24 protein-coding genes and 1 tRNA gene are annotated in these 25,960 nt (G+C 68.9%); 12 read left to right on the top strand and 13 right to left on the bottom strand.

Translation table 11 applies throughout. The features are described 5' to 3' along the window. Nucleotides 1–16: 16 nt before the first annotated feature. From DZG09_RS13390 to DZG09_RS13375, 4 genes are all read right to left on the bottom strand, one after another. Nucleotides 17–475, bottom strand: coding sequence for a Fe-S oxidoreductase (locus tag DZG09_RS13390; protein ID WP_240424037.1), 459 nt, complete (start codon nt 473–475; stop codon nt 17–19). After that, a complete protein-coding gene (locus tag DZG09_RS13385; protein WP_119698242.1) occupies nt 472–1,317 on the bottom strand; it encodes an arginase family protein in 846 nt (281 codons plus the stop codon). The genes DZG09_RS13390 and DZG09_RS13385 overlap by 4 nt, the downstream gene beginning before the upstream one ends. 98 nt (nt 1,318–1,415) lie before the next feature. Then, the gene (locus DZG09_RS13380; RefSeq protein ID WP_119698241.1) at nt 1,416–2,144 is read right to left on the bottom strand and encodes a PspA/IM30 family protein; all 729 of its coding nucleotides are present in this window, start codon (nt 2,142–2,144) and stop codon (nt 1,416–1,418) included. A 109-nt stretch (nt 2,145–2,253) separates the two neighbouring features. Beyond that, a complete protein-coding gene (locus DZG09_RS13375; RefSeq protein ID WP_119698240.1) occupies nt 2,254–4,293 on the bottom strand; it encodes a TPM domain-containing protein in 2,040 nt (679 codons plus the stop codon). Nucleotides 4,294–4,429: 136 nt separating this feature from the next. Between DZG09_RS13375 and DZG09_RS13370 the strand changes: the two genes are divergently transcribed. From DZG09_RS13370 to DZG09_RS13355, 4 genes are all read left to right on the top strand, one after another. Then, nucleotides 4,430–5,269: a DUF3097 domain-containing protein gene (locus tag DZG09_RS13370; RefSeq protein ID WP_119698239.1), complete on the top strand. Its 840-nt coding sequence runs from the start codon at nt 4,430–4,432 to the stop codon at nt 5,267–5,269. Nucleotides 5,270–5,381: 112 nt separating this feature from the next. Beyond that, nucleotides 5,382–6,044, top strand: coding sequence for a tRNA (guanosine(46)-N7)-methyltransferase TrmB (trmB, locus tag DZG09_RS13365; RefSeq protein ID WP_119698317.1), 663 nt, complete (start codon nt 5,382–5,384; stop codon nt 6,042–6,044). A 4-nt stretch (nt 6,045–6,048) separates the two neighbouring features. Beyond that, complete coding sequence (locus DZG09_RS13360; protein ID WP_119698238.1) at nt 6,049–6,633, top strand: hypothetical protein; 585 nt, start codon at nt 6,049–6,051, stop codon at nt 6,631–6,633. Between the two features lie 63 nt (nt 6,634–6,696). Next, nucleotides 6,697–7,407, top strand: coding sequence for a YcnI family copper-binding membrane protein (locus DZG09_RS13355; RefSeq protein ID WP_162893317.1), 711 nt, complete (start codon nt 6,697–6,699; stop codon nt 7,405–7,407). A gap of 73 nt (nt 7,408–7,480) precedes the next feature. On the opposite strand, the gene DZG09_RS13350 is transcribed toward DZG09_RS13355, so the two are convergent. Further along, nucleotides 7,481–9,580 carry an HNH endonuclease signature motif containing protein gene (locus DZG09_RS13350; protein ID WP_119698236.1) on the bottom strand — a complete coding sequence of 700 codons (2,100 nt, stop codon included), beginning with the start codon at nt 9,578–9,580 and terminating at the stop codon, nt 7,481–7,483. A 535-nt stretch (nt 9,581–10,115) separates the two neighbouring features. Beyond that, the gene (locus tag DZG09_RS13345; protein ID WP_119698316.1) at nt 10,116–11,231 is read right to left on the bottom strand and encodes a fatty acid desaturase family protein; all 1,116 of its coding nucleotides are present in this window, start codon (nt 11,229–11,231) and stop codon (nt 10,116–10,118) included. Between the two features lie 500 nt (nt 11,232–11,731). On the opposite strand from DZG09_RS13345, the gene DZG09_RS13335 reads away from it, so the two are divergent. Beyond that, nucleotides 11,732–12,046, top strand: a complete 315-nt coding sequence (locus DZG09_RS13335) for an IS3 family transposase (protein WP_420845907.1) — start codon at nt 11,732–11,734, stop codon at nt 12,044–12,046. Between the two features lie 972 nt (nt 12,047–13,018). Here DZG09_RS13335 and DZG09_RS13320 read toward each other — a convergent pair. The 3 genes from DZG09_RS13320 to DZG09_RS13310 all read right to left on the bottom strand — a co-directional run bounded on the left by DZG09_RS13320 (nt 13,019) and on the right by DZG09_RS13310 (nt 14,661). After that, nucleotides 13,019–13,459, bottom strand: a complete 441-nt coding sequence (locus tag DZG09_RS13320) for a hypothetical protein (protein ID WP_119698233.1) — start codon at nt 13,457–13,459, stop codon at nt 13,019–13,021. Nucleotides 13,460–13,727: 268 nt separating this feature from the next. Beyond that, nucleotides 13,728–13,800, bottom strand: a tRNA-Arg gene (locus tag DZG09_RS13315). A gap of 81 nt (nt 13,801–13,881) precedes the next feature. Then, nucleotides 13,882–14,661 carry an SGNH/GDSL hydrolase family protein gene (locus DZG09_RS13310; protein ID WP_162893316.1) on the bottom strand — a complete coding sequence of 260 codons (780 nt, stop codon included), beginning with the start codon at nt 14,659–14,661 and terminating at the stop codon, nt 13,882–13,884. A gap of 173 nt (nt 14,662–14,834) precedes the next feature. Between DZG09_RS13310 and DZG09_RS13305 the strand changes: the two genes are divergently transcribed. The 7 genes from DZG09_RS13305 (at nt 14,835) to prfA (ending at nt 24,549) form a co-directional block, all read left to right on the top strand. Then, complete coding sequence (locus DZG09_RS13305) at nt 14,835–16,490, top strand: arginine--tRNA ligase (RefSeq protein ID WP_119698232.1); 1,656 nt, start codon at nt 14,835–14,837, stop codon at nt 16,488–16,490. A gap of 4 nt (nt 16,491–16,494) precedes the next feature. Further along, the gene (locus DZG09_RS16920) at nt 16,495–17,319 is read left to right on the top strand and encodes an LmeA family phospholipid-binding protein (protein ID WP_240424036.1); all 825 of its coding nucleotides are present in this window, start codon (nt 16,495–16,497) and stop codon (nt 17,317–17,319) included. A gap of 79 nt (nt 17,320–17,398) precedes the next feature. Continuing rightward, complete coding sequence (lysA, locus tag DZG09_RS13300) at nt 17,399–18,832, top strand: diaminopimelate decarboxylase (RefSeq protein WP_240424035.1); 1,434 nt, start codon at nt 17,399–17,401, stop codon at nt 18,830–18,832. Continuing rightward, complete coding sequence (locus DZG09_RS13295; RefSeq protein ID WP_119698230.1) at nt 18,829–20,145, top strand: homoserine dehydrogenase; 1,317 nt, start codon at nt 18,829–18,831, stop codon at nt 20,143–20,145. The genes lysA and DZG09_RS13295 overlap by 4 nt, the downstream gene beginning before the upstream one ends. A gap of 30 nt (nt 20,146–20,175) precedes the next feature. Further along, entirely contained in the window at nt 20,176–21,123 is a 948-nt protein-coding gene (thrB, locus tag DZG09_RS13290; RefSeq protein WP_119698229.1) for a homoserine kinase, read from the top strand. A gap of 166 nt (nt 21,124–21,289) precedes the next feature. Continuing rightward, nucleotides 21,290–23,476: a transcription termination factor Rho gene (gene rho / locus DZG09_RS13285; RefSeq protein WP_119698228.1), complete on the top strand. Its 2,187-nt coding sequence runs from the start codon at nt 21,290–21,292 to the stop codon at nt 23,474–23,476. Then, on the top strand, nt 23,476–24,549 hold the full coding sequence (gene prfA, locus DZG09_RS13280; RefSeq protein ID WP_119698227.1) for a peptide chain release factor 1: 1,074 nt from the start codon (nt 23,476–23,478) through the stop codon (nt 24,547–24,549). The genes rho and prfA overlap by 1 nt, the downstream gene beginning before the upstream one ends. 49 nt (nt 24,550–24,598) lie before the next feature. On the opposite strand, the gene DZG09_RS17110 is transcribed toward prfA, so the two are convergent. The 4 genes from DZG09_RS17110 to DZG09_RS13260 are packed head-to-tail and all read right to left on the bottom strand — an operon-like array spanning nt 24,599 to nt 25,944. Next, complete coding sequence (locus tag DZG09_RS17110) at nt 24,599–24,865, bottom strand: hypothetical protein (protein ID WP_420845906.1); 267 nt, start codon at nt 24,863–24,865, stop codon at nt 24,599–24,601. Between the two features lie 14 nt (nt 24,866–24,879). Further along, nucleotides 24,880–25,248: an ATP-binding cassette domain-containing protein gene (locus DZG09_RS17105; RefSeq protein ID WP_420845905.1), complete on the bottom strand. Its 369-nt coding sequence runs from the start codon at nt 25,246–25,248 to the stop codon at nt 24,880–24,882. Then, nucleotides 25,245–25,616 (bottom strand): DUF1048 domain-containing protein, encoded by a 372-nt coding sequence (locus DZG09_RS13265; RefSeq protein WP_119698226.1) that lies wholly within the window; start codon nt 25,614–25,616, stop codon nt 25,245–25,247. The genes DZG09_RS17105 and DZG09_RS13265 overlap by 4 nt, the downstream gene beginning before the upstream one ends. Nucleotide 25,617: 1 nt before the next feature. Further along, the gene (locus DZG09_RS13260) at nt 25,618–25,944 is read right to left on the bottom strand and encodes a PadR family transcriptional regulator (protein WP_119698225.1); all 327 of its coding nucleotides are present in this window, start codon (nt 25,942–25,944) and stop codon (nt 25,618–25,620) included. Between the last annotated feature and the right edge of the window lie 16 nt (nt 25,945–25,960).

The raw sequence follows: 25,960 nt of genomic DNA, 5'->3' as shown, positions 1-25,960 counted from the left end.
CGCTCCATCGTACCGCTCACTCGGTGATGTAGCCGCCGTCTGCGAGGCCGGCGTCGATCTCGAAGCGATTGCGCAGCGGGTCGCGCCCCGCCAGCAGATAGAGCACGGGCATGAGCAGACCGTAGCGCCGCCACTGGCGCAGGTGCACGCGCTCGTGGTCGCGCACACGGGCTGGTTCGCTCGCGCGATGTGTGAGGAAGCACCGCCCGACGCAGACGCCTCCCCGTGCGTGGGTGAACCGCGGCATGCCGCGGAAGACGAACAGCTCGCCGCTGCGCTCGACCCGGCCGATGCTCCACAGCGTGCCCCAGGCGAATCCGAATGCGGTGGCGATCCAGCACCCGGTGCGACTGACAGGTGAGTCGAGCAGGAACGGCGGGATGTGCCTGTCGAGTTCGCGGCCGTGCTCCGCGCGCAGCTCGGCGATCTCGTGCCAGTCGGCAGGCGGGGCGTCGCGGGGGAACCAGAGCCTCATCGCGTGCCCTGCTGCGACTTCGTCAGCGCGGAGACGAGTCGCAGGATCGTGCCCATGTCGTCGACGGCGGCTGCGGGGGTCGACGGCGCGAACCCGGAGATCGTCGCGCCGACGAGCTCGAACCTGGCGCGCAGAGCGCTGATCGCGTCGATGAGCGTCTGCGAGGCGAGGCCGAAGGGGACGGACGAAGAGACGCCCCCGATCTCGCTCGGGTCGAGCACGTCGAGCGAGATGTGCAGGAACAGGCGCTCTGCGCCACGGGGAGCGAGTGCTTCGGCGATCGCTGTGGGACGGCTGGTGAGCTCGTCGACCGATACGGAGGTCATCCCGCCGGACTCGAGCAGCTCTGCCTCGGCGTCGTCGTACTCGCGAGCACCTGCGAGGACGATGCGGGCCGGGTCGATCCGCCCGCGCGCGAAGGCGAGTCCGCCGCCGAAGCCTCCCGTCACCGCACGCAGTGCCATTCCCTCGAAGGAGCCGTCCCTGCTGGTCTCCGGGGAATGCAGCGCGGCGTGCGCCGAGAACCAGACGACGGCGATGTCGGCGCCGCCTGAGGTGAGGGCATCGAGCGCGCCGACGGTCACCGTCGCGTCGCCGCCGACGACGATGGCCGGGGGATCCGCAGCGGCGACGGCCTCAGAGATCGAGGTTCTGATCCGCATCAGCGAACTGGCTCTGTGCACACCGGTGCCGATGGCCTCACCGGCTTCCAGCGGCACGTCGACACGCGAGCACGCGGTGCTGGGCAGATCACCAGCGATGGCTTCCGCGCCGTCGATCAGCGCCATCGCACGGGAAGAGGCCGACCCCTGCCACTGGGGCACCACGACGAACCGGCTCATGTCCTCATTCTGCCCCGTGACGTCTTCAGTCGCCAGAAACACGCGAGGCGCAAGCCGGAGCGAGTCCGGTCTGCGCCTCGCGGGGAGTGCGCGCGTCGCTAGGAGGCGAGCTCTCCCTGGCCGGTCTTGAGCGCGGCGAGGCGCGCCTCGACCTCGGTGAGCTCGCCCATGTCGTCGAGCGCTTCGAACTGCGAGTCGAGGGAGGACGCGGCGATCTCCGCCTTGCCGGTTGCGAGCGCCTCCTGGCGGCGCACCTTCTCCTCGAAGCGGCCGAGGTCGCTGGTCGGGTCCATCACGTTGATGGACTTGACGGCGTCATGGACCTTGTTCTGGGCCTCGGCGGTCTTGGCGCGGGCGACGAGCTGGTCGCGCTTCGTCTTCAGGTCGACGAGCTTCTGCTTCATGCCGGTCAGCCCGGCCTTGAGCTTCTCGACCGTCTCGGTCTGCGAGGCGATCTGGGGCTCGGCGTCCTTCGCGTCCTTCTCCTCGGAGATCTGACGCTGCAGAGCGATCTTCGCGAGGTTGTCGAACTTGTCTGCGCCGGCGGTGTCCCCCGAGGCGCGCATCTCGTCGGCCTTGCGACTGGCGGCGATGGCCTTGTTGCCCCATTCCTTCGCCGTCTGGATGTCCTCGGCGTGGTCGCGCTCGAGCAGGCGCAGATTGCCGATGGTCTCTGCGATCGCGGCCTCGGCGTCGGCGATGTTGTTCGTGAAGTCGCGGATCAGCTGATCCAGCATCTTCTCCGGATCCTCCGCCTGGTCGATCATGGCGTTGACGTTCGCCCTGATCAGTGTGGAGATGCGACCGAAGATCGACTGCTTGCTCATGTGGTTTCCCTTCTTAGGTGGGTATGAAGCTATCTGGTCAGAGTGTCCGATGCGAGAACGCTTTCTAGCCGTGGGCTATGCATCTGCTCAGTGCGAAGGTGCGCGGGCATCAGAACCTGCCGCCGCCCCCGCCGAATCCGCCGCCGCCTCCGAAGCTTCCGCCGCCGCCTCCGAAGCCGCCTCCGAATCCTCCGCCGCCGAATCCGCCGCTCCGGCGTCCGCCTCCTCCACCGAGCAGGCCGCCGATCACACCGCCGAGAACGGCGCTGCCGATGTCGACGCCGCCGCGCCGACCGCCGTAGCGTCCTCCGCCGTACCCGCTTCCGAAGCCGGAGACGTCGTTCTTCGCCCGCCGCAGCGCATCCTGTGCGAGCTGCAGTGCGCGCTGCGCGAGCGGCAGTGCTTGGGCGGCATCGACTTCTCGCATGCTCTCGGCGCGGGACAGGTCGGACTGCGCCTCGGCGAGTCTGGTGCGGGCATCAGCGCCGATCGCGCCACGGCGCTGAGAGATGAAGTCCTCGACGCTGTCGACGGTGGCGCGGGCCTGCATCAGCGTCTGATCGAGCACGTGCCGCGCCCGCTGCGCGTTCTGGATGACCGTGTCGATCTGCTGATTCGCCTGCTGCAGCTGCTCGAGCATGATGCGGGGGAGCTTGCCGGTGCCGGCAAGGTTGGCCTGAGCCGTACGTACGGCCTGTTCCGTGGCGGTGATCGCTCCGGCAGCCTGAGCGGTTCCGGTCGTGCGGGCGCGCACGAGGTCGGCCTCGAGCTCTGCGATCAGCAAGGTGGCCTGCCGCTCCGCGTTCTGCAGGGTCTCTGCGAGCGTCCTCACGGACCGCTCCAGCTGCGCGGCCTGATCCGCTGCGCTTTCGGCGGTGTGCACGGCGGCCGCGGCCTCGCCCGTGTCGCCTGATGCGACGAGCTGCTGCGCCTCCGCGAGCTGGTCGTCTGCCAGGGCCAGCAGCTCCTCCGCCTGCTCAGCGTTGTCGACGATGCTCTCCAGCGCTTCCGGCCCGTATGTCTGCTGAAGGCGGGAGACCGCCTCGGCGATCCGCTCGTCGGCGCCCCGCACGGCCTGTGCCTGCGCGCGGACCGACTCGATGGCCGCCGGAACGTCCTCGGCGATCGTGCGCAGCTCCTCGAACGCCTCGCCCTTCTCGTCGAGCACGGCGTGCGCTGACTCGCAGTGCTGCAGCACTGCGGCGTGCGCGGCCCTCGCATCGTCGTCCGACGGCTTCTCGCTCGCTTCGAGGGCGCGCGAGGCTTCGAAGGCCGAACCGAGGTGCGTCTTCGCCGCCGAGATCGCCTCGCGGAACTCGTCGACGGCGCCCTCGCCGAACTCGGCCTCCGCGAACCCGAGCTCCTGACCGGCGGTGCGGATCCGGTCGTCGGTCTCGATCAACGCGGATGCGGCGCGCGACTGCAGCTCCTCGGTGCTCACACCCTCGTACGGGTCGCGGGGGCGCTGCGCGGCGACCTGCTTCTGCGTGCCCTTCTTCGACCGCCTGACCGCCCAGACGATGAGGAAGACCACGGCACCGCCGATGACGACGACCATCACGACCGTGAACAGGCCGCCGCCGGAGCTGTCGCCGTTGGAGGTGCTTCCGTCGCCGCCGGCACGCGCGTCGGCGAACGCATCGGCGGCGGCAATTGCAGCCCCAGCCCACTGATCCCCGCCGAGCTCCTGCTCGATGGCGGCGAGGATGTTGCCGCCCTGCGCTTCGGTGATCGAGTTCGTGGGCGGTGTCGTCAAAGCGTAGTTGCGCTGCTCGACGGCTACCGACAACAGGTAGTTGTTCGAACCGAACCCGTTCAGATCTGCGGTCTGCTGGCTCCACTGCACAGCATCGCCCGGGTTGTCGAAGGTGTCGACGTAGACCACCCACAGCGACACGTCGCTGTCGTCGGCCAACTGGTCGAGCGCGTCCTCGACATCGTTCTGCTCCGCCGGGGTCAGTACTCCGGCCGAGGTCTCGTCGTACACGTGGCTTGCACTCGATCCGAAGTCCACCGGATCCGCTGCATGGGCGGGAGCGGCGACCAGCACTCCGAGCGCGGCCGCGGCCAACCCTGTGATGATCGCGAACCGATTGCGCATCGTGCCTCCCCGTTGCGGTGTCGGCGCCGCGGGAAAGCGCGACACCATGACATCAATCCTATTGATGTCAGCGGTTCTCCGGAAAGCGGCATGCTGGCAGCTCTCCCCGTCCGGCACGTCCCGGTCGTGCTTTCGACCTCGTGTCGCGCAAGCGGAACGACATCCGGTGCATACCCTTGACGGAATGGAGGACAGGTACGGCACGGATGTGCTCGCGGCAGGATGGCGTGACCGACGAAAGAAGACGGTGCAGCGTGTGCCGGCCGAACTCGATCTCGTGGTCGAGGTGGCGATGGACGGCTTCTGCGGCGCCGTCACCAGAATCGACGGCCCGCACGTCGAGCTGGAGGATTTCAAGGGCAGGCGCAGGCTGTTCCCGATGGGCTCCGGATTCCTGATCGACGGAGAGCCGGTGCACCTCGTGCGCGCCGTGGTGAAGCCGCAGGGCCGACAGCGCACGGCGTCCGGCTCGTTCGCGGCGGACGACCAGCGGGCGCGCGTCGCCCTGCCCAGCCGCATCCTCGTCGAGGGGAAGCACGACGCGCAGCTCGTCGAGAAGGTGTGGGGCGCCGACCTGCGTGCGGAGGGCGTGGCAGTCGAGTTCCTCGAGGGCGTCGATCTGCTCGACGACCTGCTCGCGGCGGAACCGCCGTCACGGGAGCGTCGCTACGGCGTGCTGGTCGACCATCTCGTGCCCGGATCGAAGGAGCAGCGCGTCGCGCAGGCGATCGAGCGAGGGCCGCACGGCAGACACATGAGGATCGTCGGGCACCCGTTCGTCGACGTGTGGCAGTGCGTCAAGCCGGCATCGCTCGGCATCCGCGCGTGGCCCGTCGTACCGAGGGGCATCGACTGGAAGACGGGCATCTGCCGCGGGCTCGGATGGCCGGCGGAGGATCAGGCGGACCTCGCGCGTGCGTGGCAGCACATCCTCTCGCGCGTGACGACCTTCCGCGACGTCGAGCCCGAGCTGCTCGGCAGGGTAGAGGAGCTCATCGACTTCGTGACGGCACCCGCCGCCTGACACCGCTGACGCGTGCGCACGTCCCAGGCTGCTCGCGTAGCCTGGTCGGGTGAGTACCGAAGCGCCCCGCTACCGTGACCAGCCCGTGTCGTTCGTGCGCCGCGGCGGCCGCATGAGCGAGGCGCAGGATCGCGCGTGGAGCGAGCTGAGCGGCTTCTACCGCTTCGACGTGCCGCGCGATGCCGCCTCGACCTCCGTGCATCCGGATGCCGTGTTCGAGCCGACGCAGGAGTACGGCCGCACCGCGCCGCTCATCGTCGAGATCGGCTCCGGCCAGGGGCACGCTATCGTGAATGCGGCGTCGACCAGGCCGGACCAGGACTTCCTCGCTGTCGAGGTGTACGTCGGAGGACTCGCGCGCACGATGCTCGACGCCGACAAGGCGGACGCGCGCAACCTCCGCGTGATCGAGGCCAACGCGCCCGAAGTGCTCGAGACGCTGCTGCCGGAGGGGTCGGCCGACGAGGTGTGGATCTTCTTCTCCGACCCGTGGCACAAGAAGCGCCACCACAAGCGCCGGATGATCAAGGACGGTTTCGGCGCGACGGTCGGCCGGGCGCTGCGGGACGGCGGTCTGCTCAGGCTCGCGACCGACTGGGAGGACTATGCGCTGCAGATGCGCGAGGTGATGGACGCCGCGCCCGAGTTCGAGCGGGCGTTCGAGGGCGAATGGGCCGAGCGCTACGAGGGTCGCGTGATGACGGCGTTCGAGCGCAAGGGGATCGCCAAGGGGCGCGAGATCCGGGATCTGACGTACCGGCGAGTCGCTCGGTAGTCCGATGACCTCACGACAGCTGCTCGCACTGCGGGGAGGCGCCGCGTCGGCCGTGGCCACCTTCGTCGCGGCGCTGTCGCATTCCTGGGCGGGAGGGGCACTGCCCGCTCCGCTGCTCATCGTCGGGATGGCGGTGCTGCTGGTGCTCCCAGGGATGGCGCTGATGGGCAGGCGGCCGCGGGTGAGGCGCATCGCGGTGACGGTGCCGGTGCTGCAGGGCATCTTCCACGGGGCGTTCTCCGTGCTCGGCGCTCCCGCCTCCGGCACCGGGGCGATCGGCGGACACCATCACGATCACGCCGGTGCCTGGGAGCTGCTGGCGGGCACGGGCTCCGCGTCGCAGATCGATGCACCCATGCTCGCGGCCCACGCGGCTGCCGCCGCGGTGACCTTCGCGATGCTCGCGTACGGCGAACGTGCGGTGCTGATGGTGCGCGCATGGGTGTCGGAGTGGGCGCTATCGCGCGTCGTCGTCCCCGGATGGCCGACGCGGCCTCGGTTCTCGGTCGTGGTGTCGTCGCGGGTCCTCCGGTCGTGCCTGGGTGACCGCATCGCCTGCCCGAGGGGGCCACCTGTTCCTGCCGTCTGATTCATCGGGTCCGCCGAATCGGCGAACCGTCATCGACGCATGCAGGAAAAGAGGAGTACGAACATGTCCGCGAACAGGACGAAGAAGAAGCTGACCATGGGTGCCGCGGGAATCGCGGTCGTCACGGGGATGGTGCTGGCGCCGGCTGCCGCGAGCGCGCACATCGCAGTGGAGCCCGACGGGGCACCGGTTGCCGGAACGACACGCAACCTCGCGTTCGCGATCGGCCACGGCTGCGACGGGTCGCCGACGACGAGCATCGAGATCGAGCTGCCGGCCGAGGGAATCTCGGGGGTGAAGCCCGTCGTGCAGGCGGGATGGGACATCGAGATCGCAAACGACGGCGACGCGGGTCGGCCGTCGGCGGTGACGTTCACGCCTGATGAGCCGGTGTCTGACGAGATGCGCGCCGAGGTCGTGCTGAACGTGGGACTGCTGAGTGACGCATCGGGCACGATCGCCTTCCCTGTGGAGCAGACCTGCGAGGAGGGCTCGCTCGCGTGGGACGAGATCGCCGAGGACGGGCAGGACCCGCACGACCTCGAGCTGCCGGCGCCGGTGCTCGAGATCGAAGCGGCGGATGAGGCGGCGGACGGCGGCATGTCGGGCCATGGCGACCCCGCGGAATCGGGTGACGAGGGGGCGGCTGAGGCATCGGATGCGTCGGAGGTCGAGCCCAGCGTGCTCCCGACCGTTCTGGGCGGTGCGGGCCTCGGGGCCGGCGTCGTCGCACTGGCGGTCAGCATCGTCGCGCTGCGCCGGAAGAAGGCGTAGCCGCAAGATGGCGTAGCCGAAAGAAGCGAATGCTGCCCGTCCTCGGATCGCGCTGGTCCGGGACGGGCAGCATTCACCTTCCGTGGGTGGTGAGGCTGGCCCCCAGAGCACCGTGCTCCAGCACGAGCGACCCCTCCCCGCGTCGAAAGTCGACGCGGGGCCCACCGGACGTCGCTCTGGATGAGCGTGCGGCGGTGAGCGGCTCGTCGCTGCCGGCCCGGCCGAGCATCGCGTGACAGCGGCTGAGCCACGTCCGCTCCGCGGCCGAGAACTCGATCATCGCCGGCGGGAGCGGGGAGCTCGAGGCGCGGTCGAGGCTCGCCGCCAGGTCTACGGTGTTCGGGCGCCCGCGCAGGACCGCGGCCGGAACCTCGGTGTTGGCGGCGTCGAGGGCCGCGGCGAGTTCGACCAGCGGAATCGTGTCGGTTGCTGCGCCGTCCACGCTGGAAGCATGTGCTGAAGCTCCACCTGCATCGGATGCCGGGGCATCGGCGGCGAACGGCGGCAGGTCGGAGTCGTCGGGGATCGCCCAGACAACCGACGTAGCGGCGCGGGTTTCGGCGACAGACGCTGTAGCGGTGAGCGTGGGGTTGGCGGCGGCACCGGCATCAGCGTCGATTGCTGCGTCGGCAGCTGCCGCGGCAACGGTGTCAGCGTCGGTGCGGACGGCGGCGCTTGTCCGGCTGCCTGCGTCGGTTCCGACGCCGGTATCGGGCGTCGTCGTTGCTGCGGCATGTGCGTCTGTGCTGGTGTCGGCGACTGTGCCTGCACCAGCGTCAGCCGTCGCTGTCTGCTCGGGCTCATCGGCGTGCGGAGCTTCGCGGAACGCGACAGTGCTGACCGGCTCGTCGACGTAGATCCTGCCGGTGGGGCTCGTCCATTCGAGCAGGCCCCCGCCGAGCTGCCTGATGCGCCAGTCGGACTGGTGCCGCATGACGTGGTGGGCGCGGCAGAGCGCGGCGAGGTTGTCGAGGCTGGTCTGCCCGCCGCGGGCATACTCCCGGGAATGATCGAGATCGCAGTCTCGGGCGGGGGCAGTGCAGCCGGGGAAACGGCACGTGGCGTCGCGGGCGATGAGTCTGCGTCGCTGATCGGCGGTGGGTCGGTATCGATCGGTGGCGAGGATCTCGCCGGTGTCGGGGGAGCGGAACAGCCTGTCCCAACCCGCGGTACGTGCAGCGGCGGCGAGGGCGGCATCGGGGTCTATGAGAGCGCCGCGTTCATTCCATGAGGTGCCATGGTCGCGGTCGAGGACCATGCTGGCGGGGATGGTGACCTGAACCTGCGCGGTCACATTCGCCAGAGCGCTGTCAGAGCCGATGGTGTGGAGCGCGTGCCCGGTGGGCGCGGCGGAGAGGATCAGATCGGCGGCGAGGTCGGCGCGGATCTGGTCGAATGTGCGCCGGTCGCTGGCCCGCACGGCGTCGTCGGTGTCACCCGTGCCGGTGACCGCCCAGTCGTCTTCTGATGCATCGCCGTGGCGCTCGCGGAGTAGCTTCCGGGCCTGGCGGCGCTCGTCGTTGATCTGCCGAGCCATGGCGGTGAGACGGTCGTGGATCGCGTGCGCGTGGAAGGTCGGCATCAGAACGCACAGTTCGCTCATGCCGTCGTCGAGGTCGGTGACCGACACACGGCGCTGTTCACGGGCGTCGAGGTGCCGCTGCCGCAGCGAACGCGGCGCGAGCTCTGCGGCCCGCTGCTTGGCGATCTTCTTCATCTCGCCGGGCGTGCGGGTTTCGGCGAAGCCTGCTGCTTGCGTGTCGAGAGACGCTCGCGCCCCCTTGTCGAGGTTCGCACCGGCATCGGCGATCACCTTGGCGTGCTGACGCGAGATCCGCCCCTCCTGAAGCGCCCGAAGGGTGGTGGGGAAGCCGTCGGTGAGTCGCTCTGCATCGTCGAGCTGTGCCCGCGCGGTGTTCGGGTGCACGCGTGTGGCGGCCGCGACCTCTGCCGCCATCGCGCGGCGTGCGTACTCGGGGTCGTCGGAGTTGTGCGACCGCTCGCCCTGCGCATGCGCGATCCGGGCGAGCGCGGCGGTTCGCTGAGCGATCTCGCCCTCCGCTCGCGCGATCCCTCGACGCAGCTCGTCGATCCGATTGACGTGCTCGCGCGCCTCTGTTAGCTCATCGGGGCCCAGACCCGTGAGCCGATCTTCAGTCGAGGCGTCGTCCATGCGTTCATTCTATCGAACAAAGATACGATAGTCAAGAGTTTCATCCGAGTATCCATAGATTAAAAGTACGCCCTGCAAGGCCTGTTCTGCGCACGATCGCCGCTGGTGCCATTCGTCCGCGCGGCCCGCCTCATGCATTCTCGGTGCTGTGCACGTGCGCCGTACGCGTCGGCACCGCTTGTCGTGCCGTCAGACTATCCCTGGCCTCCGACATTCGATGGCCGGTCCGCCGGGTGCCGCCGCCGCACATCGGGCGCTTTGCGCCCGGCGCTGCCGTTCGTCCGGCACCGCCCGTCCAGCACTGCCCAGTCGACGCCGCCGACGGGTACTGTACATCGGGCACCGCCCGTTCGGCGCCTTTCATGGGTGCCGCCGATCGGCGTCGCCCACGCGGCGCCGTGCACCCGCCACGGCCTATCCGGGATCAGCCATCCGGCGCTGCCCGTCCGGCATCGTGCATTCGGTCTGGCCGCCAGCGTCCGTCGGGCTCTACGCGTTCGGCACCGTCATCCGGCGGCGCCGAACGTCCGGAGTGCTATGCCCGCCGGTACTCCGCGACCATCGGGCAGTCGAACGGGTCGCGAGCGGCGAGGCCGACGCGGTTGAGGTACTCGATCACGATCGCGTACGAGCGCAGCAGCGAGGTCTCTGTGTACGGCACTCGGTGCGTCTCGCAGAACTCGCGCACGATCTCGCGCGTCTGGGCGAGGTGGGGGCGGGCCATGCTCGGGAACAGGTGGTGCTCGATCTGGTAGTTCAGACCGCCCATCAGCCACGTCGCCCACCAGCCGCCGCGGATGTTGCGCGAGGTGCGGACCTGCTTGGAGAAGAAGTCGAGCTTCGCGTCGGGGGCGATCACGGCCATGCCCTTGTGGTTCGGGGCGAAGGCGGCACCCATGTAGACGCCGAACACTGCGAGCATCACGCCGACGAAGGCGAACGCCATGCCGAGCGGCAGGAACATGAAGATCGGTGTGTAGACGAGCCCGAATCGAACGGCGAGCAGCGTGATCTCGGTCCAGCGGTTTTTGACATGGCCAGGGCCGAACACGTGCTTGAGACTGAGAAAGTGCAGGTTCAGCCCCTCCAGCGTGAGCAGGGGGAAGAACAGCCAGCCCTGGTGCTGGGTGATCAGACGCCTGATGCCGCGGGCCTCGGCCGCGTCGACGTCGAGGAAGGAGATGGTGTCGACCTCGATATCAGGATCCTTGTCGACGCGGTTCGGGTTCGCGTGGTGACGGCTGTGCTTCGAGTCCCACCACGAGTAGCTCATGCCGACGAAGGTTCCCAGCACGAGCGCGAGGCGGTCGTTCGCGGGGCCGGACGTGAACACCTGGCGGTGGCCTGCCTCATGCGCGACGAAGGCGACCTGCGTGAACAGGATGCCGACCGCGCCGGCGATGAGCAGCTGGAACCAGCTGTCGCCGAGCAGAATGAACCCGGTGATCGCGCCGCCGAAGCCGAGGGCGATCAGACCCGCGACGAGGATGTAGAACCACGGCGTGCGCGCGAGCAGTCCGCTGTCGCGCACGGCGTGGGAGAGCTGAGTGTATGCCCGCGCGATCGGCGGGAAATCCTCTTTTCGCGCGTAGGTCTGGCGGATGGGGCCGAGTGTGCTGGTCGCGCCAGCGACGGTGGAGGAGATAGGGATACCTTTGCGTCTGCCAGGCGTTGCGCTGCCTGTTCGGGAAGCCAAAGGCGAGTGCCGATCGCTTCCTTCCACGGTACGGCACGGTCCATGCTTCCGTCAGTATGAACGGCGAAGACTTCGTAGATGACCTGCGGGAACTCGGTGATGCGGGAGGCGTTGGACTCCGCCCACGGAAGCGACGAGAGTGAGGATGTTGCTGAGTCGGACAATCTGAGGGGTCATGTGGAACGGCGTGAGATCGCGGCGGACGGCATCACGGTCGCGACCAGGATGGGACGCCGTGCGCAGCCGTACGAGTCGGAGCAGTACACACTGAGGTTGAAGCGCCCTGGTTCTGTTGGAGGCTCCTGACCTTGGGAGCGAGGATGGAGCTGTGCCGAAGGAGCCGGTGTCGGGGAAGCCGACGACGCGTCGTCACTCGAGCGAGGAGAAGGTCACCGCGGTGCGGATGTGGGTGAAGCAGGCCGACATCGACGACTGTGTCGCCTCGGGTGTGAGCAGTGCTGAGGCGCAGCGGGTGCGGAAGCCGGAGCAGGAGAGTCGAGAGCTTCGCCGGGCGAACGAGGGCTCAAGCGGGGTGCGTCATCCTTCGTCGGCGAGGCGCCCGGAGCTGGTGCAGCGGGAGTTCACCGCGGACCCGCACGATCCGGCCGTGGAAGACGGTCGAGGACCTCGAACTCGACACGCTCGACTGGGTGCATTGGCACAACACCCAGCGCCTCCACGGTGAACTCTGCGACCTCCCACCCGTCGAGTTCGAGAACGCGGTCGTTGCTGTCCCCAACGACCGCAATCTGCTGGTCGAGATCAAATAACGCGAGTCTCCATCAGACCCAGGATGCTTCAATTGCGCGGCACTGCTTCGGCTGGGAGGGGCGCTCTTCGTCGTCTGGCGTACCGCCTGTATCGGGCACGTGCTTGGGGGTCGCGCGGGGCGTGGAACCGTTGCTAGGATACCGGACGACTTGTCCATTTAAATTTGAAGGAGACGATCGTGCGCACTGGTAGTCGACGATTGACCGTTCTTGCCAGTGCATCGACCGTTGTTGCTCTGCTTCTCGCTGGGTGTGCCGCTGGTCCGGCGGGTCCTGAAGGGCTGGTGGGAGAACCAGGGCCGGCGGGAAGCATCGGACCTTCAGGTGCGTCTGGAGAGCCGGGAGAAGATGGCGAGGATGGGAGTGATGGGTCGGCTGGGCAACGGGGTCCTGCTGGTGCTCCCGGGGCGATGGGACTGACTGGCGAGGCGGGGGCAGCGGGAACTGCTGGCGAGCCGGGCCCTCACGGCGAGCAGGGCGCCGAGGGCGCGCAAGGAGAGCAGGGTGAGCAGGGCTCCCAAGGTGAGCAGGGGCCTCAGGGCGAGCAGGGTGAGCAAGGAGAACCTGGCGTCCAGGGGCCTCAGGGGCCTCAGGGGCCGACGGGTCCCGTCGGACCTGCTGGTCCTGCGGGTAACAGCGAGAACTACTTCACCGCCCACATGACCGGCTTCCCTGGAGACACGTACTGGTACGGACCGATAAGCGGCGTCGGTGGCAGTGGCACTGAGAGTGACGTCACCTTGCTCTCTCCTCCATACCCGATCACCGTGACCGGCCTTACCGTGCAGGCTTCGACTGCTGGGAACGGCAACATCTACGTACGGAGCGACGGGGTGGCTACGAATACGGCCTGCGCCCTTGCTTCGGGAAGCAACTGCACTTCTAGCAGTTCGGCGTCAGTTCCCGCGTCATCCCAACTCTCAGTTCTCTGCGCCTGCTTTACGGTACCGGCAGGGGACATGTGGGCCACCATCACGTACGAGCGCGCAGATTGACGATCTGCTGAACGCGGAGGGCGCTCTGGTCGCATCTACCGCCAGTCGTCGAGGTCAATGCCCCCTTCATCGTCACCGGGATGCTCACCGGACGGCCATTCGAGCCGGTACCCGCACTTCCGGCATTCGTCGTCTTCGCCTTCGGAGTGCCGTGACGGACGCCGCTACGGTCTTGCCCTACCGGCACCCATCGATCCGCGCCGGGGAGCGCTGCGAGGGCCTCGGCGAGTGTCTGGCGGTCTTGGTCGTCTTCGTAGACGCCCGCCCATAGACCTGCTTCGCGGGCGAGTAGGTCGGCACGACCACCGGCGATCTGCTCGAGTTCGACGATCAGGGCCGCGGGGTCGTCGGTGTGCGCGTTGCATATGATGGTGGCAGACAGGCGCACGCTGAGCTGCGAACCGGGGTCAAGCTCCATGGGGTCAGGGCAGCGCCGGTCGCGGACGTTCAGCCGTCGTAGTCAAGGTCGTCGTCGATGGACTCGCAATCGGCGATCGAGACAAGGTCGCGGACCTCGGACCAGACCAGGCAGCGAGCCTATCGACGTGCGAATCCTCGGTGGTCACGGGAGCGGCGCCACCTTGCTGGCCGAGGCGATGTTCCCCCAATGTTCCCCACGACCGAATTGGCGAAAAGAGAAGGTCCGCTTCTCCCGCGTGATTCTGCGGCAGAAGCGGACCCTTGGGTGCCCCCGGAGGGATTCGAACCCCCGACCTTCGGTACCGGAAACCGGTGCTCTATCCCCTGAGCTACGGAGGCGGACTGGAAGAGCCTACCAGGATCGCCGGAACGCTCGGTGCCTCGCGCCGCCCGCGCGTGCCGCAGTCGGAGCTCCGACTGCTACCCGCCGATCGTAGGCGAAGGCTGCTCCGTGACCGCCTCGACGGTCGCGGGGGCGAGCAGCGGGCGCACCGCCGCGGCGACCTGCTCGGCGAGGAAGCGGTGGCCGGCATCCGACGGGTGGTCGCTGCCCTGCTCAGAGGTGTCGATCACGTCGAGATAGTTGTCCGGCGTGATCCACTCATCGGCGATGGGGGAGACGTACGGCCAGCCGCGCACCTCCGCGAGCTCTGCGAGATCGCGATCGATGCGCGCCGTGGCCTTCTCTACGGGAAGCACCTGCGGTGCCGGCCCCAGCACGAGCATCTGCGCGTCGGGGAACCGATCCGCCAGCGCGTCCCACGCCTCCACGACTGCGCCCCGGTACCCGTCGGCGCCCAGGCGCCTGTCGTTGATCGAGCCCTGCACCACGACCAGGTCGGGATCCAGCGCCGGATCGAGCAGATCGATCCGTTCGCGGTAGGTGCGCCCCCAGACGCCCGCGCGCAGATAGCCGCTCGCGGGTTCGCCTGCGACCGTGACCCGCCACCCGCCGATGGCTGCGAGCCGGTACGCGTAGCCGTGCACTCGCTCCGTGGCCGCCTGTCCGTACGTCCACGAGTCGCCGAACACCAGCACGTGCGCGCCGTCGCCGCTGCCTGCTGAGTACGGCCCCTCCGCTTGCGCCACGGGTTCGCTCGGTGCAGGACGCAGCACGAGTGCCGTCACCGCGATCGCGGCGACGGCGCAGAGCGCGGCGGCGGCGAGCACGAGACGTCGGACGGGAACGCGGAGACGCATGCGAGCGACGTTAGGTCAGCGGCATCACGACGAGGAAACTCTCGATGCAATCGTGACGAACTCGAAACCGCGCAGCGAGCAACGCGCAGGACCGGCGCGATTCCGGATGATCGGAGCTGCTGTTCATCCGGATCAGCGAAATCGCAACACGGGCGGCCGTAGAATCGTTGGCTATGGGTCCTGAAGCTCTCGCCGCCGCCATCCACGACGTTCTCACCACCGCAGCCCGGCGGATCCGGCCCGACGAGGAGCTCGGCGCGAGTGCCGCGGACATCGTCGTCGAGCGACCGAAGAACCGTGACCACGGCGACTGGGCGACAAGCACGGCGATGAAGTTCGCCAAGCGGCTCGGCACCGACCCGCGCGAGCTGGCGCAGGAGCTCGCATCCGGCCTCGAGAGCGTCGACGGCATCTCCTCGGTCGAGGTCGCGGGCCCCGGCTTCATCAATGTGCGCCTCGATGCCGCCGCTGCGGGCGAGCTGGCCCGCACCATCGTCGATGCCGGCCCCGGCTACGGCTGCACCGACGTGCTGGCCGGTCAGAGCATCAACCTGGAGTTCGTCAGCGGCAACCCCACGGGCCCGCTGCACATCGGCCACACCCGCTGGGCCGCGCTCGGCGATGCGATCGGGCGTCTGCTCGAGGCGAGCGGCGCGAAGGTCGCCCGTGAGTACTACATCAACGACGCGGGCACCCAGATGGACCGCTTCGGCGAATCCGTGTACGCGTCCATCGTGGGTGAACCGGCGCCGGAGGACGGCTACAAGGGCGAGTACATCGACGACCTGGGCGCGCGCGTGCGCGCGGAGATCCCGGATGTCGGGGGCCTTCCCCGCCTCGAGGCGATCGCACAGGTGCGAGAGGCCGCGTACCGGCTGCAGCTCGAGGAGATCAAGACGTCGCTGGCCGAGTTCAACGTGCACTTCGACGTCTGGTACTCCGAGCGCGAACTGCATTCCGGCGAGCCCAGCGCGATCGACCAGGCGGTCGACCGGCTGCGCGAGCAGGGCCACGTCTTCGACGCCGACGAAGCGGTGTGGGTGCGCACAACCGACTTCGGCGACGACAAGGACCGCGTCATACGACGAGGCAACGGCGTCTACACCTACTTCGCGGCCGACGCCGCCTACTACCTGAGCAAGGGAGACCGCGGATACGCGCACAAGATCTACCTGCTCGGCGCCGACCATCACGGCTACGTCGCGCGCCTCAAGGCGCTGGCGGGTGCGGCCGGCGACGATCCCGAGCGCGACATCGAGGTGCTGATCGGCCAGCTCGTATCGATCAACGGTGCCAAGCTCTCCAAGCGCGCAGGCAACATCATCGAGCTCGACGATCTGCGCGCCTGGCTCGGCACCGACGCCCTGCGCTATTCGCTCGAGCGGTATCCGGCCGACTCGCCCCTCTCACTCGATCCGGATCTGCTGCGCAAGCGCACCAACGACAACCCGGTGTTCTACGTGCAGTACGCCCACGCGCGCACCCACAACGTGGGGCGGAACGCTGCGGAGTCCGGCGTCACTCGCGAGACCTTCGCCCCGGAGATGCTCGCGCACGAGACGGAGTCGGCGCTGCTGGGAGCGCTGCAGGAGTTCCCGCGCATCGTGGCCTTCGCCGCCGAGGAGCGTCAGCCGCACCGTGTCGCGCGCTACCTCGAAGAGGTCGCTGGCCTCTACCATCGCTGGTACGACAACTGCCGTGTCACGCCGAGGGGCGATGAGCCGATCGAGCCGGTGCACGGTACGCGCCTGTGGCTGAACGACGCCACGGGCCAGGTGCTGCGCAACGGGCTGAGTCTGCTGGGCGTCGGCGCCCCAGAGCGGATGTGACGCGATGAGCGGAACGAGTGTGCCCGGATCGAATCTCTCTGAGGTTCTGAGCGAGGCAGAGACGCACGTTCCGCGTCGGCGGGGCCGCTGGATCCTGCCGCTCGTCATCGTGCTCGTGCTGCTCACCGCCGCCTTCGCCGTAGCCGAGTGGATCAGCCGGATGGTGCTGACCAGCGCCGTCGACGCGGCGGTGATGCAGGCCGGAGTCGATGTCGACGGCCCGACCGAGGTCGTCGTGCCGGGGCTGCTTCTTCCCCAAGTCGTGACCGGGTCGGTCGGCGAGGTGACCGTGTCGGTCGTCGACGCGAGCTTCGAGGGCATATCGGCGGATGTCGAGATCACAGCGCACGACGTGAGCGTACTGGGCCGCACAGCGGAATCCATCGACCTCGTCGCCGTGACCGACGCCGACGGCGTGCACGTTCTGTTCGAGCAGGCGGCCGGTGAGTGGGAGGCGCTCGGCGAGGCCCCCGATGTGGTGGTGGACGAGCCCTTCGTGACGCTCTCGGCCGAGGTCTCGTTCCTCGGGGCGGCCGTACCGCTCTCGTTCGACGTGCGGCCGAGCGCCGAGGACGGCGGCCTGCTGCTCGAACCGGATGCCGTCAGAGTCGCCGGGGCGGAAATCGGTGAGGAGGCGCTCGCACAGCTCCCACCCGTCGCGGCGTCGATGCTGTCGGCTCCCATCCCGGTGTGCGTGGCCGGTTCGCTGCCGACAGGCGCAACGCTCACCGGCATCGACGTCTCGGGCGACGAGGTGGTGCTCAGCCTGGACGTCGACGGCGAGATCCTCGTCACGCCGTCGCTCCGCGCGCGCGGCTACTGCGAGTGACATCCGGGCATCCGGTGCCGAAGGCTGCCGGGACGCCTGGGTGCAGGAGCGCCGACTCCCTGGCCGTAGACTCGTTGTCGTGTCCGCCGACAGCACCCCCGTCCTCGCGCCAGAGTGGCTGGCCGTTCCCGACGATCCGAACGACCTCGCCGCAGGTGTGTGGCCCATCACGGCCCACCGCACCGGCGACGGTGAGCTGAACCTCGGCGGCGTCGATGCGGGAGATCTCCGCGCCCGATTCGGCACGCCGCTGCTGGTGCTCGATGAGGAGGACGCCCGCGCCCGCGCGACCGAGGCGCACCGGGCCTTCACCCGCGCGGCCGCCTCCCACGGGACCGAGGCCCGCGTGTACTACGCGGGCAAGGCGTTCCTCAGCGTCGAGATCGCACGCTGGATGATCGAGGCCGGGCTGAACGTCGACGTGTGCTCCCGCGGCGAGCTCGAGGTGGCACTTGCCGCTGGCGTGCCAGCGGACAGAATCGGCTTCCACGGCAACAACAAGCTGGTCTCCGAGCTCGTGCGCGCCGTCGAGGTCGGTGTCGGCACGGTGATCGTCGACTCCGACGTCGAGATCGAGCGCCTCGGCGAGATCACCTCCCGCTTCGATGCCGTGCAGAACGTGCTCGTCCGGGTGCGCAGCGGGGTGCACGCCGACACCCACGAGTTCCTCGCCACCGCCCACGAGGACCAGAAGTTCGGCTTCTCGCTCGCCGACGCCGAGCGCGCGGTCGAACGCATCAGAGAGCTCGACGGCCTGCGCTTCCTCGGCCTGCACTGCCACATCGGCTCGCAGATCTTCGGCGTCGACGGGTTCCGCGAATCGGCGGCCAGGGTGCTCCAACTGCACGCCCGCCTGCTGGAGGGCGGTGACGTGCCGGTGATGAATCTCGGCGGCGGCTTCGGCATCGCCTACACGCGCGCCGACGAGCCCACCCCCATCGCCGAGCTTGCGAGCGACATCGTCGCCGCTGTCGCCGAGGAGTGCTTCGCGCTCGGCGTCGCGCTGCCCGCTCTGGCCTTCGAACCGGGCCGCAGCATCATCGGGCCGTCAGGCGTGAGCCTGTACGAGGTCGGGACGACCAAGGTCGTCGAGCTCGACGACGGGGAGCGCACCTACATCAGCGTCGACGGCGGAATGAGCGACAATGCGCGCCCTGCGCTGTACGGCGCGCAGTACTCCGCTCGCCTCGCCTCGCGCAGCGGTGCGGGCGAACCTGCGCTGAGCCGCGTGGTCGGTCTGCACTGCGAATCGGGCGACATCGTCGTCGACCACGAGTATCTGCCGAGCGACGTCGCTCCCGGCGATCTGCTGGCCGTACCCGTCACCGGTGCGTACTGCGCCGCGCTGTCGAGCAACTACAACCACACGCCTCGCCCGCCGATCGTCGCCGTCAGGCAGGGTTCGGCGCGGCCGCTGGTGCGCGGCGAGACGCTCGACGACCTGCTCGCCCGCGATATCGCCTACACGACCGAAGCGGCAGGCCCCGAGGCTGCCGGAGAGGGAGAAGAATGAACGAACAACGCCGACTCCGCGTTGCGCTGCTGGGTGCCGGTTCCGTGGGCTCCCAGGTGGCCAGCCTGCTCCTGCAGCAGGGCGACGCGCTCGCCGAGCGCACCGGCGCTCAGCTCGAGCTCGCAGGCATCGCCGTGCGCAACCCCGACGCGCCCCGCGACGTGGAGCTGCCGCGGGAGCTGCTCACGACGGATGTCGAGAGCCTGATCGTCGGCAGCGACATCGTGATCGAGCTGATGGGCGGCATCGAGCCGGCGCGCACCCATATCCTCACGGCGCTGAGAGCCGGAGCCGATGTGGTCACGGGCAACAAGGCGCTGCTCGCCGAGCACGGCGCGGAGATCTTCGACGCGGCCGACCAGGTCGGCGCCTCCGTCTCCTACGAGGCGGCCGTCGCCGCGGCCATCCCGATCATCCGGCCGCTGAAGGATTCGCTCGCCGGCGACAGGATCGACCGCATCTCCGGCATCCTGAACGGCAGCACCAACTTCATCCTCGACAAGATGGACCGAGAGGGCATGCCCGCGGCCGAAGCGCAGCGGATGGCGACCGATCTCGGCTACCTCGAGGCTGACCCGACGCTCGACCTCGCCGGCTACGACGCGGCGCACAAGGCGGCGATCCTCGCCAGCCTGGCGTTCCACACGAAGGTCTCGCTCGACGACGTGCACCGCGAGGGCATCGAGTCCATCACGGACGAGATGATCGAGGGCGCCCGTCACGCCGGCTATGTCGTCAAACTGCTCGCCGTGTGCGAGCGGCTCACGGAGCCGGAGGGCGACTCGGTGTCGGTGCGGGTGTACCCCGCGCTGATCGATCGGCAGCACCCGATGGCCAACGTGCACGGCGGCAACAACGCCGTGTTCGTCGAGGCGGCGTCGGCGGGGCCTCTGATGTTCTACGGCGCCGGAGCGGGCGGACGCGAGACTGCGTCGGCCGTGATGGGCGACGTCGTCTCCGCGGCGAGGCGACACATCGCCGGCGGCGTCGGCGTCGGCGAGTCACCGCGCCTGAGCCTGCCCGTCGCCCCTGTGGGGCGCATCTACACGCGCTACCAGGTGCGCCTCGAGGTCGCAGATGCGCCCGGCGTGCTGCAGGAGATCGCCGGCATCTTCAACGACGCGGGCGTCTCGGTCGCGACGGTCGATCAGACGCAGGTCGAAGAGGGGCCCGACGGCGCGCGCAGCCGAGCGATGATCGTGCTGGCGACGCACAGAGCGCGCGAAGAGGCTCTCAGGGCGACTGTCGAGCGGCTGAACGCCAGCGACGTCGTCGTGGACGTCGTGTCGGTGCTGCGCGTAGAGGGTGAGTGACATGGCGCTTCGTCCCTCAGCGGTGCGTGCATGAGTGCGGTCTCCGAGCGCACCGTCTGGGTGCGCGTTCCGGCAACGAGTGCGAACCTCGGGCCGGGCTTCGACACGCTCGGACTCGCGCTGAGCGTGTACGACCGGCTGACCGTCACGGCGCTCGACTCCGACGCGCTCGAGATCGAGGTGACCGGCACCGGTGCCGAGGAGATCGCGCGCGATGAATCGAACCTCGTCGCCCGGTCGATCTGGCACGTCTACGCTCAGCTCGGAATAGAGCCGCCTGGGCTGCGCATCATCGCGCACAACGAGATCCCGCACGGCCGAGGGCTGGGGTCATCCGGATCGGCTGTCGTGTCGGGCATTCTCGCAGCGAAGGGTCTGCTGGCAGGCGTCGTCGAGCTGAGCGCGGATGACCTGCTGCGATTGGCGACCGATTTGGAGGGGCACCCGGACAACGTTGCGCCCGCACTGTTCGGAGGGCTCACGATCGCCTGGGTCGACCACAGCGTGCCGCAGCACAAGAAGCTGCTCGTGCACCGGGGCGTCTCTCCGCTGGTGTTCGTGCCGTCCTTCACGATGTCGACGTCGGTGGCGCGCGGGCTGCAGCCGGACCACGTCTCGCGCGAGGATGCGGTGTTCAACCTCTCGCGCTCCGCGCTGCTGATCGCGGCGCTGACGCAGAGCCCCGAACTGCTGCTGGCGGCGACCGACGACAAACTGCACCAGACCTACCGCGCAGGCGCGATGCCCGAGACGCATCGCCTCGTCACAGCGCTGCGCAAGGCGGGGTTCGCCGCGGTCGTCTCAGGGGCGGGGCCGAGTGTGCTGGTGATGGCGGACGGGCCGGGTCGCCGGCTCGAGGCGGTCGATGTCGCGAACACCGTGACGGACACCCCGTGGGAGTCGCTGATCGTCGCCGTCGACTTCAAGGGTGGTACAGTGAGGAGCACAGCGGAGGGTGCCTTCGAGCACGATATCTGACCTCCGTCGCAAATCTGCGAAGCCCCGCACGGTGCCTTTCTGTCTGCTCGGATGCAGTACGCAGTCCTCAGTCTGACAAGCACCGGCGCACGACGTGGCGCGCGCACGGCGATTCCCCCGAGGGGAGTCCCTGCGGTGGCTAATTTCCACGCCCCATCAAGGAGTCATGTTGGAGTCCATCTCCGAGAACCCGGACGTTCAAGGCGAAAGCGCTGGCGCCGCCGCGACCGAGTCGGCAGCCGAAGCCCCAGCGAAGGCGCCGCGCAAGCGGGCGCCGCGCCGTGCCAAGAGCAGCGACGCGGCCACGGCTGAGGCGCCGAGCGTCGAGCCCGCGGCTGAGCAGAAGCAGGAAGCAGCCGCAGACGCCCCGGCCGAGAAGCCCAAGCGGGCGCCGCGCCGTCGTACGGCGAAGGCAGCATCGGCCGACGAGGCCCCCAAGACCGAGACCGCCGATACCCCGGCGGGTGTCACAGAGACAGCGGATGCGCCGGCGGAGAAGCCGAAGCGCGCGACCCGCACGCGCAAGACCGCCGCCGTCGCATCGGACGAGGCGCAGAAGCCGGAGGCGGCTGCGGAGCAGAATCCCGAGGCCGCTGCTGCCGACGCTCCGGCGGAGAAGCCGAAGCGCGCGCCGCGCCGCCGGACGACGAAGGCCGCAGAGGCGGAGAAGCCTGCCGAGACGGCCGAGGCGCCTGCTGCGGAGCAGGCGCAGGGCGGGAACGCCGACGCGAAGCCGGTGGATGAGACCCCCGAGGCCGAAAAGCGCGACGCTCAGGGCACGTCGGACGAGGCGCCCAAGCGCGGCAGGAAGCCGCAGCGTTCGGCGGCCGACGCGGACAGCAGCGGTGAGGACGAGCAGCCGGGAGCCGACAAGCAGTCGGGTGACAAACAGGCGGGTGACAAGCAGTCCTCCGACAAGCCGGACGCCGATGGCGACGACGCGGAGGACGGCTCGGGGCGCGGGCGCCGCAGCCGGAACAGGAACCGCAACCGCAACAAGAACAAGTCGGACGCCGGCGAAGGCGAAGTCGACGACAAGCCGGCTCAGAGCGGCGGCCAGAACGGCAGCGGACGCGGCGGGCGAAACGGCGGCGGCAACGACCAGAACGACGCCGGATCCTCGCGCGGCCGCGGCCGCAACAAGCGCCGAGGCGGCCAGGGCGACGAGTTCGAGCCGGAGATCACCGAGGACGACGTGCTGATTCCGATCGCCGGAATCCTCGACGTGCTCGACAACTACGCATTCGTGCGCACCACGGGCTACCTGCCGGGTCAGCAGGACGTGTACGTCTCGCTCGGCCAGGTCAAGAAGTACAACCTGCGCAAGGGCGACGCCGTCGTCGGCTCGATCAAGCAGCCGCGCGAGGGCGAGCAGCACGGGCGCCAGAAGTACAACGCGCTCGTGAAGGTCGACTCGATCAACGGTCTGTCGACGGACGACGCGGCGAACCGCGTCGAGTTCGGCAAGCTCACGCCTCTCTACCCGCAGGAGCGTCTGCGGATGGAGACGGCGCCCGAGAAGCTGACGCAGCGGATGATCGACCTCGTCTCGCCGGTCGGCAAGGGTCAGCGCGGCCTGATCGTCGCGCCTCCCAAGGCGGGCAAGACGATCGTGCTGCAGCAGATCGCGAACGCGATTGCGCAGAACAACCCGGAGGCCCACCTCATGGTCGTGCTCGTGGACGAGCGCCCCGAAGAGGTCACCGACATGCAGCGCTCGGTGTCGGGAGAGGTCATCGCCTCGACGTTCGATCGTCCTGCTGAGGACCACACCACGGTGGCCGAGCTCGCGATCGAGCGCGCCAAGCGCCTCGTCGAGCTGGGTCGCGACGTGGTCGTCCTGCTCGACTCGATCACCCGCCTCAGCCGCGCCTACAACGTCTCGGCCCCGACATCCGGTCGCGTGCTCTCCGGCGGCGTCGACGCGGCGGCGCTGTACCCGCCGAAGAAGTTCTTCGGCGCGGCGCGCAACATCGAGAACGGCGGCTCGCTGACGATCCTCGCCACCGCGCTCGTGGAGACCGGCTCCAAGATGGACGAGGTCATCTTCGAGGAGTTCAAGGGCACCGGCAACATGGAGCTGCGCCTGTCGCGTCAGCTCGCGGACAAGCGCATCTTCCCGGCCGTCGACGTGAACGCGTCGTCGACCCGCCGCGAGGAGATGCTGCTGTCGAACGACGAGGTGCAGATCACCTGGCAGCTGCGCCGTGCCCTGGCGGGGATGGACCAGCAGCACGCGCTCGGCGTCATCTTGGAGAAGCTCAGGGAGACGCAGTCGAACGTCGAGTTCCTCGTGCAGATGCGCAAGTCGATTCCGGCGAACGGCAACGGCCGCGACACCGACATCCGGTGATGTTCGAGTCGGTCGATGCGCTCGTCGATGAGCACCGTCGGGTCCAGGAGGAGCTCTCCGACCCGGCGGTGCACGCCGACCCTGCACGGGCGAAGCGCGTCAACCGACGCTACGCCGAGCTGAACCGCATCGTGCAGGCCCACCGGACGTGGGTCAGCGCGGGGGAGGATCTCGAGGCCGCGCGCGAGCTGGCGACGGAGGACGAGGTGTTCGCCGAAGAGATTCCCGCGCTCGAGGAGCAGCTGGCCGAGGCGCAGGAACGGCTGCGCCGCCTGCTGATCCCGCGCGATCCGGATGACGCCCGTGACGTGATCATGGAGATCAAGGCGGGGGAGGGCGGTGCGGAGAGCGCTCTGTTCGCCGCCGACCTGCTGCGCATGTACCTGCAGTACGCGGCGTCACTGGGGTGGAAGACCGAGATGATCGAGTCTGACCCCTCCGATCTCGGCGGCTACAAGAACGTGCAGGTGGCATTCAAGGGCTCGTCCAACGACCCGGCTGGCGGCGTGTGGGCGCACCTGAAGTACGAGGGCGGGGTGCACCGCGTGCAGCGGGTGCCCGCCACCGAGTCGCAGGGGCGCATCCACACCTCGACGACCGGCGTGCTCGTCTTTCCCGAGGTGGACGAGCCGGATGAGGTCGAGATCAGTCAGAACGACCTCAAGATCGACGTGTACCGGTCATCGGGCCCCGGCGGCCAGTCGGTGAACACCACGGACTCCGCTGTGCGCATCACCCACGTGCCGACCGGCATCGTCGTGTCGATGCAGAACGAGAAATCGCAGCTGCAGAACCGCGAGGCCGCCATGCGCGTGCTGCGCGCGCGACTGCTCGCCAGGCAGCAGGAGGAGCTGCAGGCCGCAGCGGCGGACGCGCGCAAGAGCCAGATCCGCGGGATGGATCGCTCGGAGCGCATCCGGACGTACAACTTCCCCGAGAACCGCATCGCCGACCATCGCACGGGGTACAAGGCCTACAATCTCGACCACGTCATGGACGGCGCACTCGCCCCCGTGATCGAGTCGTGCATCGAAGCGGACGAGGCCGAGCGCCTCGCCTCGCTCGGCGAGTAGTCGGCAGGTTCCTGCTCGGCGTCCCTGGACACCGGCAGGAGACGGTCGACTATCCGAAGCGCCGGCGCGCGAGCAGGGAGGCCGCGAACCATCGCACGGGGCCAGGCATGCCCTGAGTCGGCACGAACGCCGAGCTGAGGAAGGGCAGGAAGATCAGCGGGTAGCTGAACGCGCTCGCGCCGTCGATCGACTTCGCGCCGAGGCCCGACAGCACGGCGAGCCACGTCAGGGCGAGGGTGAACAGGACCAGGATGCCGACGGCCGCGAGCCACTCCAGCGGCCCCGCACCCGTGCGGAACCCCATCAGAACGGCCACACCCGTCACGATCGTCAGTGCGACGAGGGAGGAACAGGCGGTACGCCGTATACGCCACACCGGACGCGACGGTGATGAGCAGGATGCCCGGCAGCAGGTAGTCGACGTACTCGGCGCCTCCCACGTCGATCGCGCTGCCGAGTACGAGGTTCTTCCCGCCCTGTGAACTTCTCGTCGAGGCCGGCGACCTGAGCGGAGCCGGCGTCGGCACGCGACAGGGTCGCGAGGATCCGCACGAGCGTCGTCTTCCCCGCGCCGTTCGCGCCGAGCAGCGCGAAGACGCTGCCTGGGGCGACGTCGAAGCTCACTCCGCGCAGGACGGCGAGACCCTTGAACGACTTCTCGATGCCGTCGACGCGGATGGCGGGTGCGGTTGCGGTCATGACGTCCCTCCCTGAGTCGCGGCGCGATCGATGGCTTCGCGCAGTCTCGTGCGCTCCTTGTCCATCCACGTCCTGTCGGTGTAGCTGGTGATGAACGTCTCGATGAACTCGACCGGGTCGTCTCCCACCACGTCCCTGACGGGCGACCGGTTCTCGGCGGTGGACTCCATCAGCTCCAGCAGGTCGCGCATCATGTCGAGCAGCACAGCTCCGCCCGCGAGCCCGCCGACCGACATGAGGTAGCGTTCCAGGGCGTCCGCGGTCTCGCGGTACGGCGGCGGCAGCTGCTTCTGGCGCTCCTTCAGCCGTCGGTAGGCCTTCTTGTCCTCCAGCGAGCCCGTGACGAGCTCGACCCATTTCGCTGCCATGTCAGTTCCCTCCGTTGCGGATGTGTTCGAGGCGGCCGGCGATGGCGCCCCATGCTGTCCAGAAATCGTCGAGTCGTTCGGCCCCTGCCGCGTTCAGCGTGTACACCTTGCGCGGCGGACCCTTCTGGGAGGGGACCTTTTCGACGTCGACGAGCCCGTTGCGCTCGATGCGCACGAGCAGGGCGTACACAGTGCCCTCGACGACGTCGAAGCCGAGCTCCTGCAGGCGGGCGGTGAGGTCGTATCCGTGCCACGCCCTGCCGCGCAGGAGCTCCAGGATGACACCCTCGAGCACTCCCTTGAGCAGCTCCGTCTCCTGCTTTCCCATTGCTCCTCCGATAGTC

This window comes from Microbacterium halotolerans (assembly GCF_003569805.1).
Lineage (GTDB): Bacteria > Actinomycetota > Actinomycetes > Actinomycetales > Microbacteriaceae > Microbacterium > Microbacterium halotolerans.
Note: the sequence above shows the minus strand (reverse complement) of the source record. Positions and strands in the feature narration are given on the sequence as shown.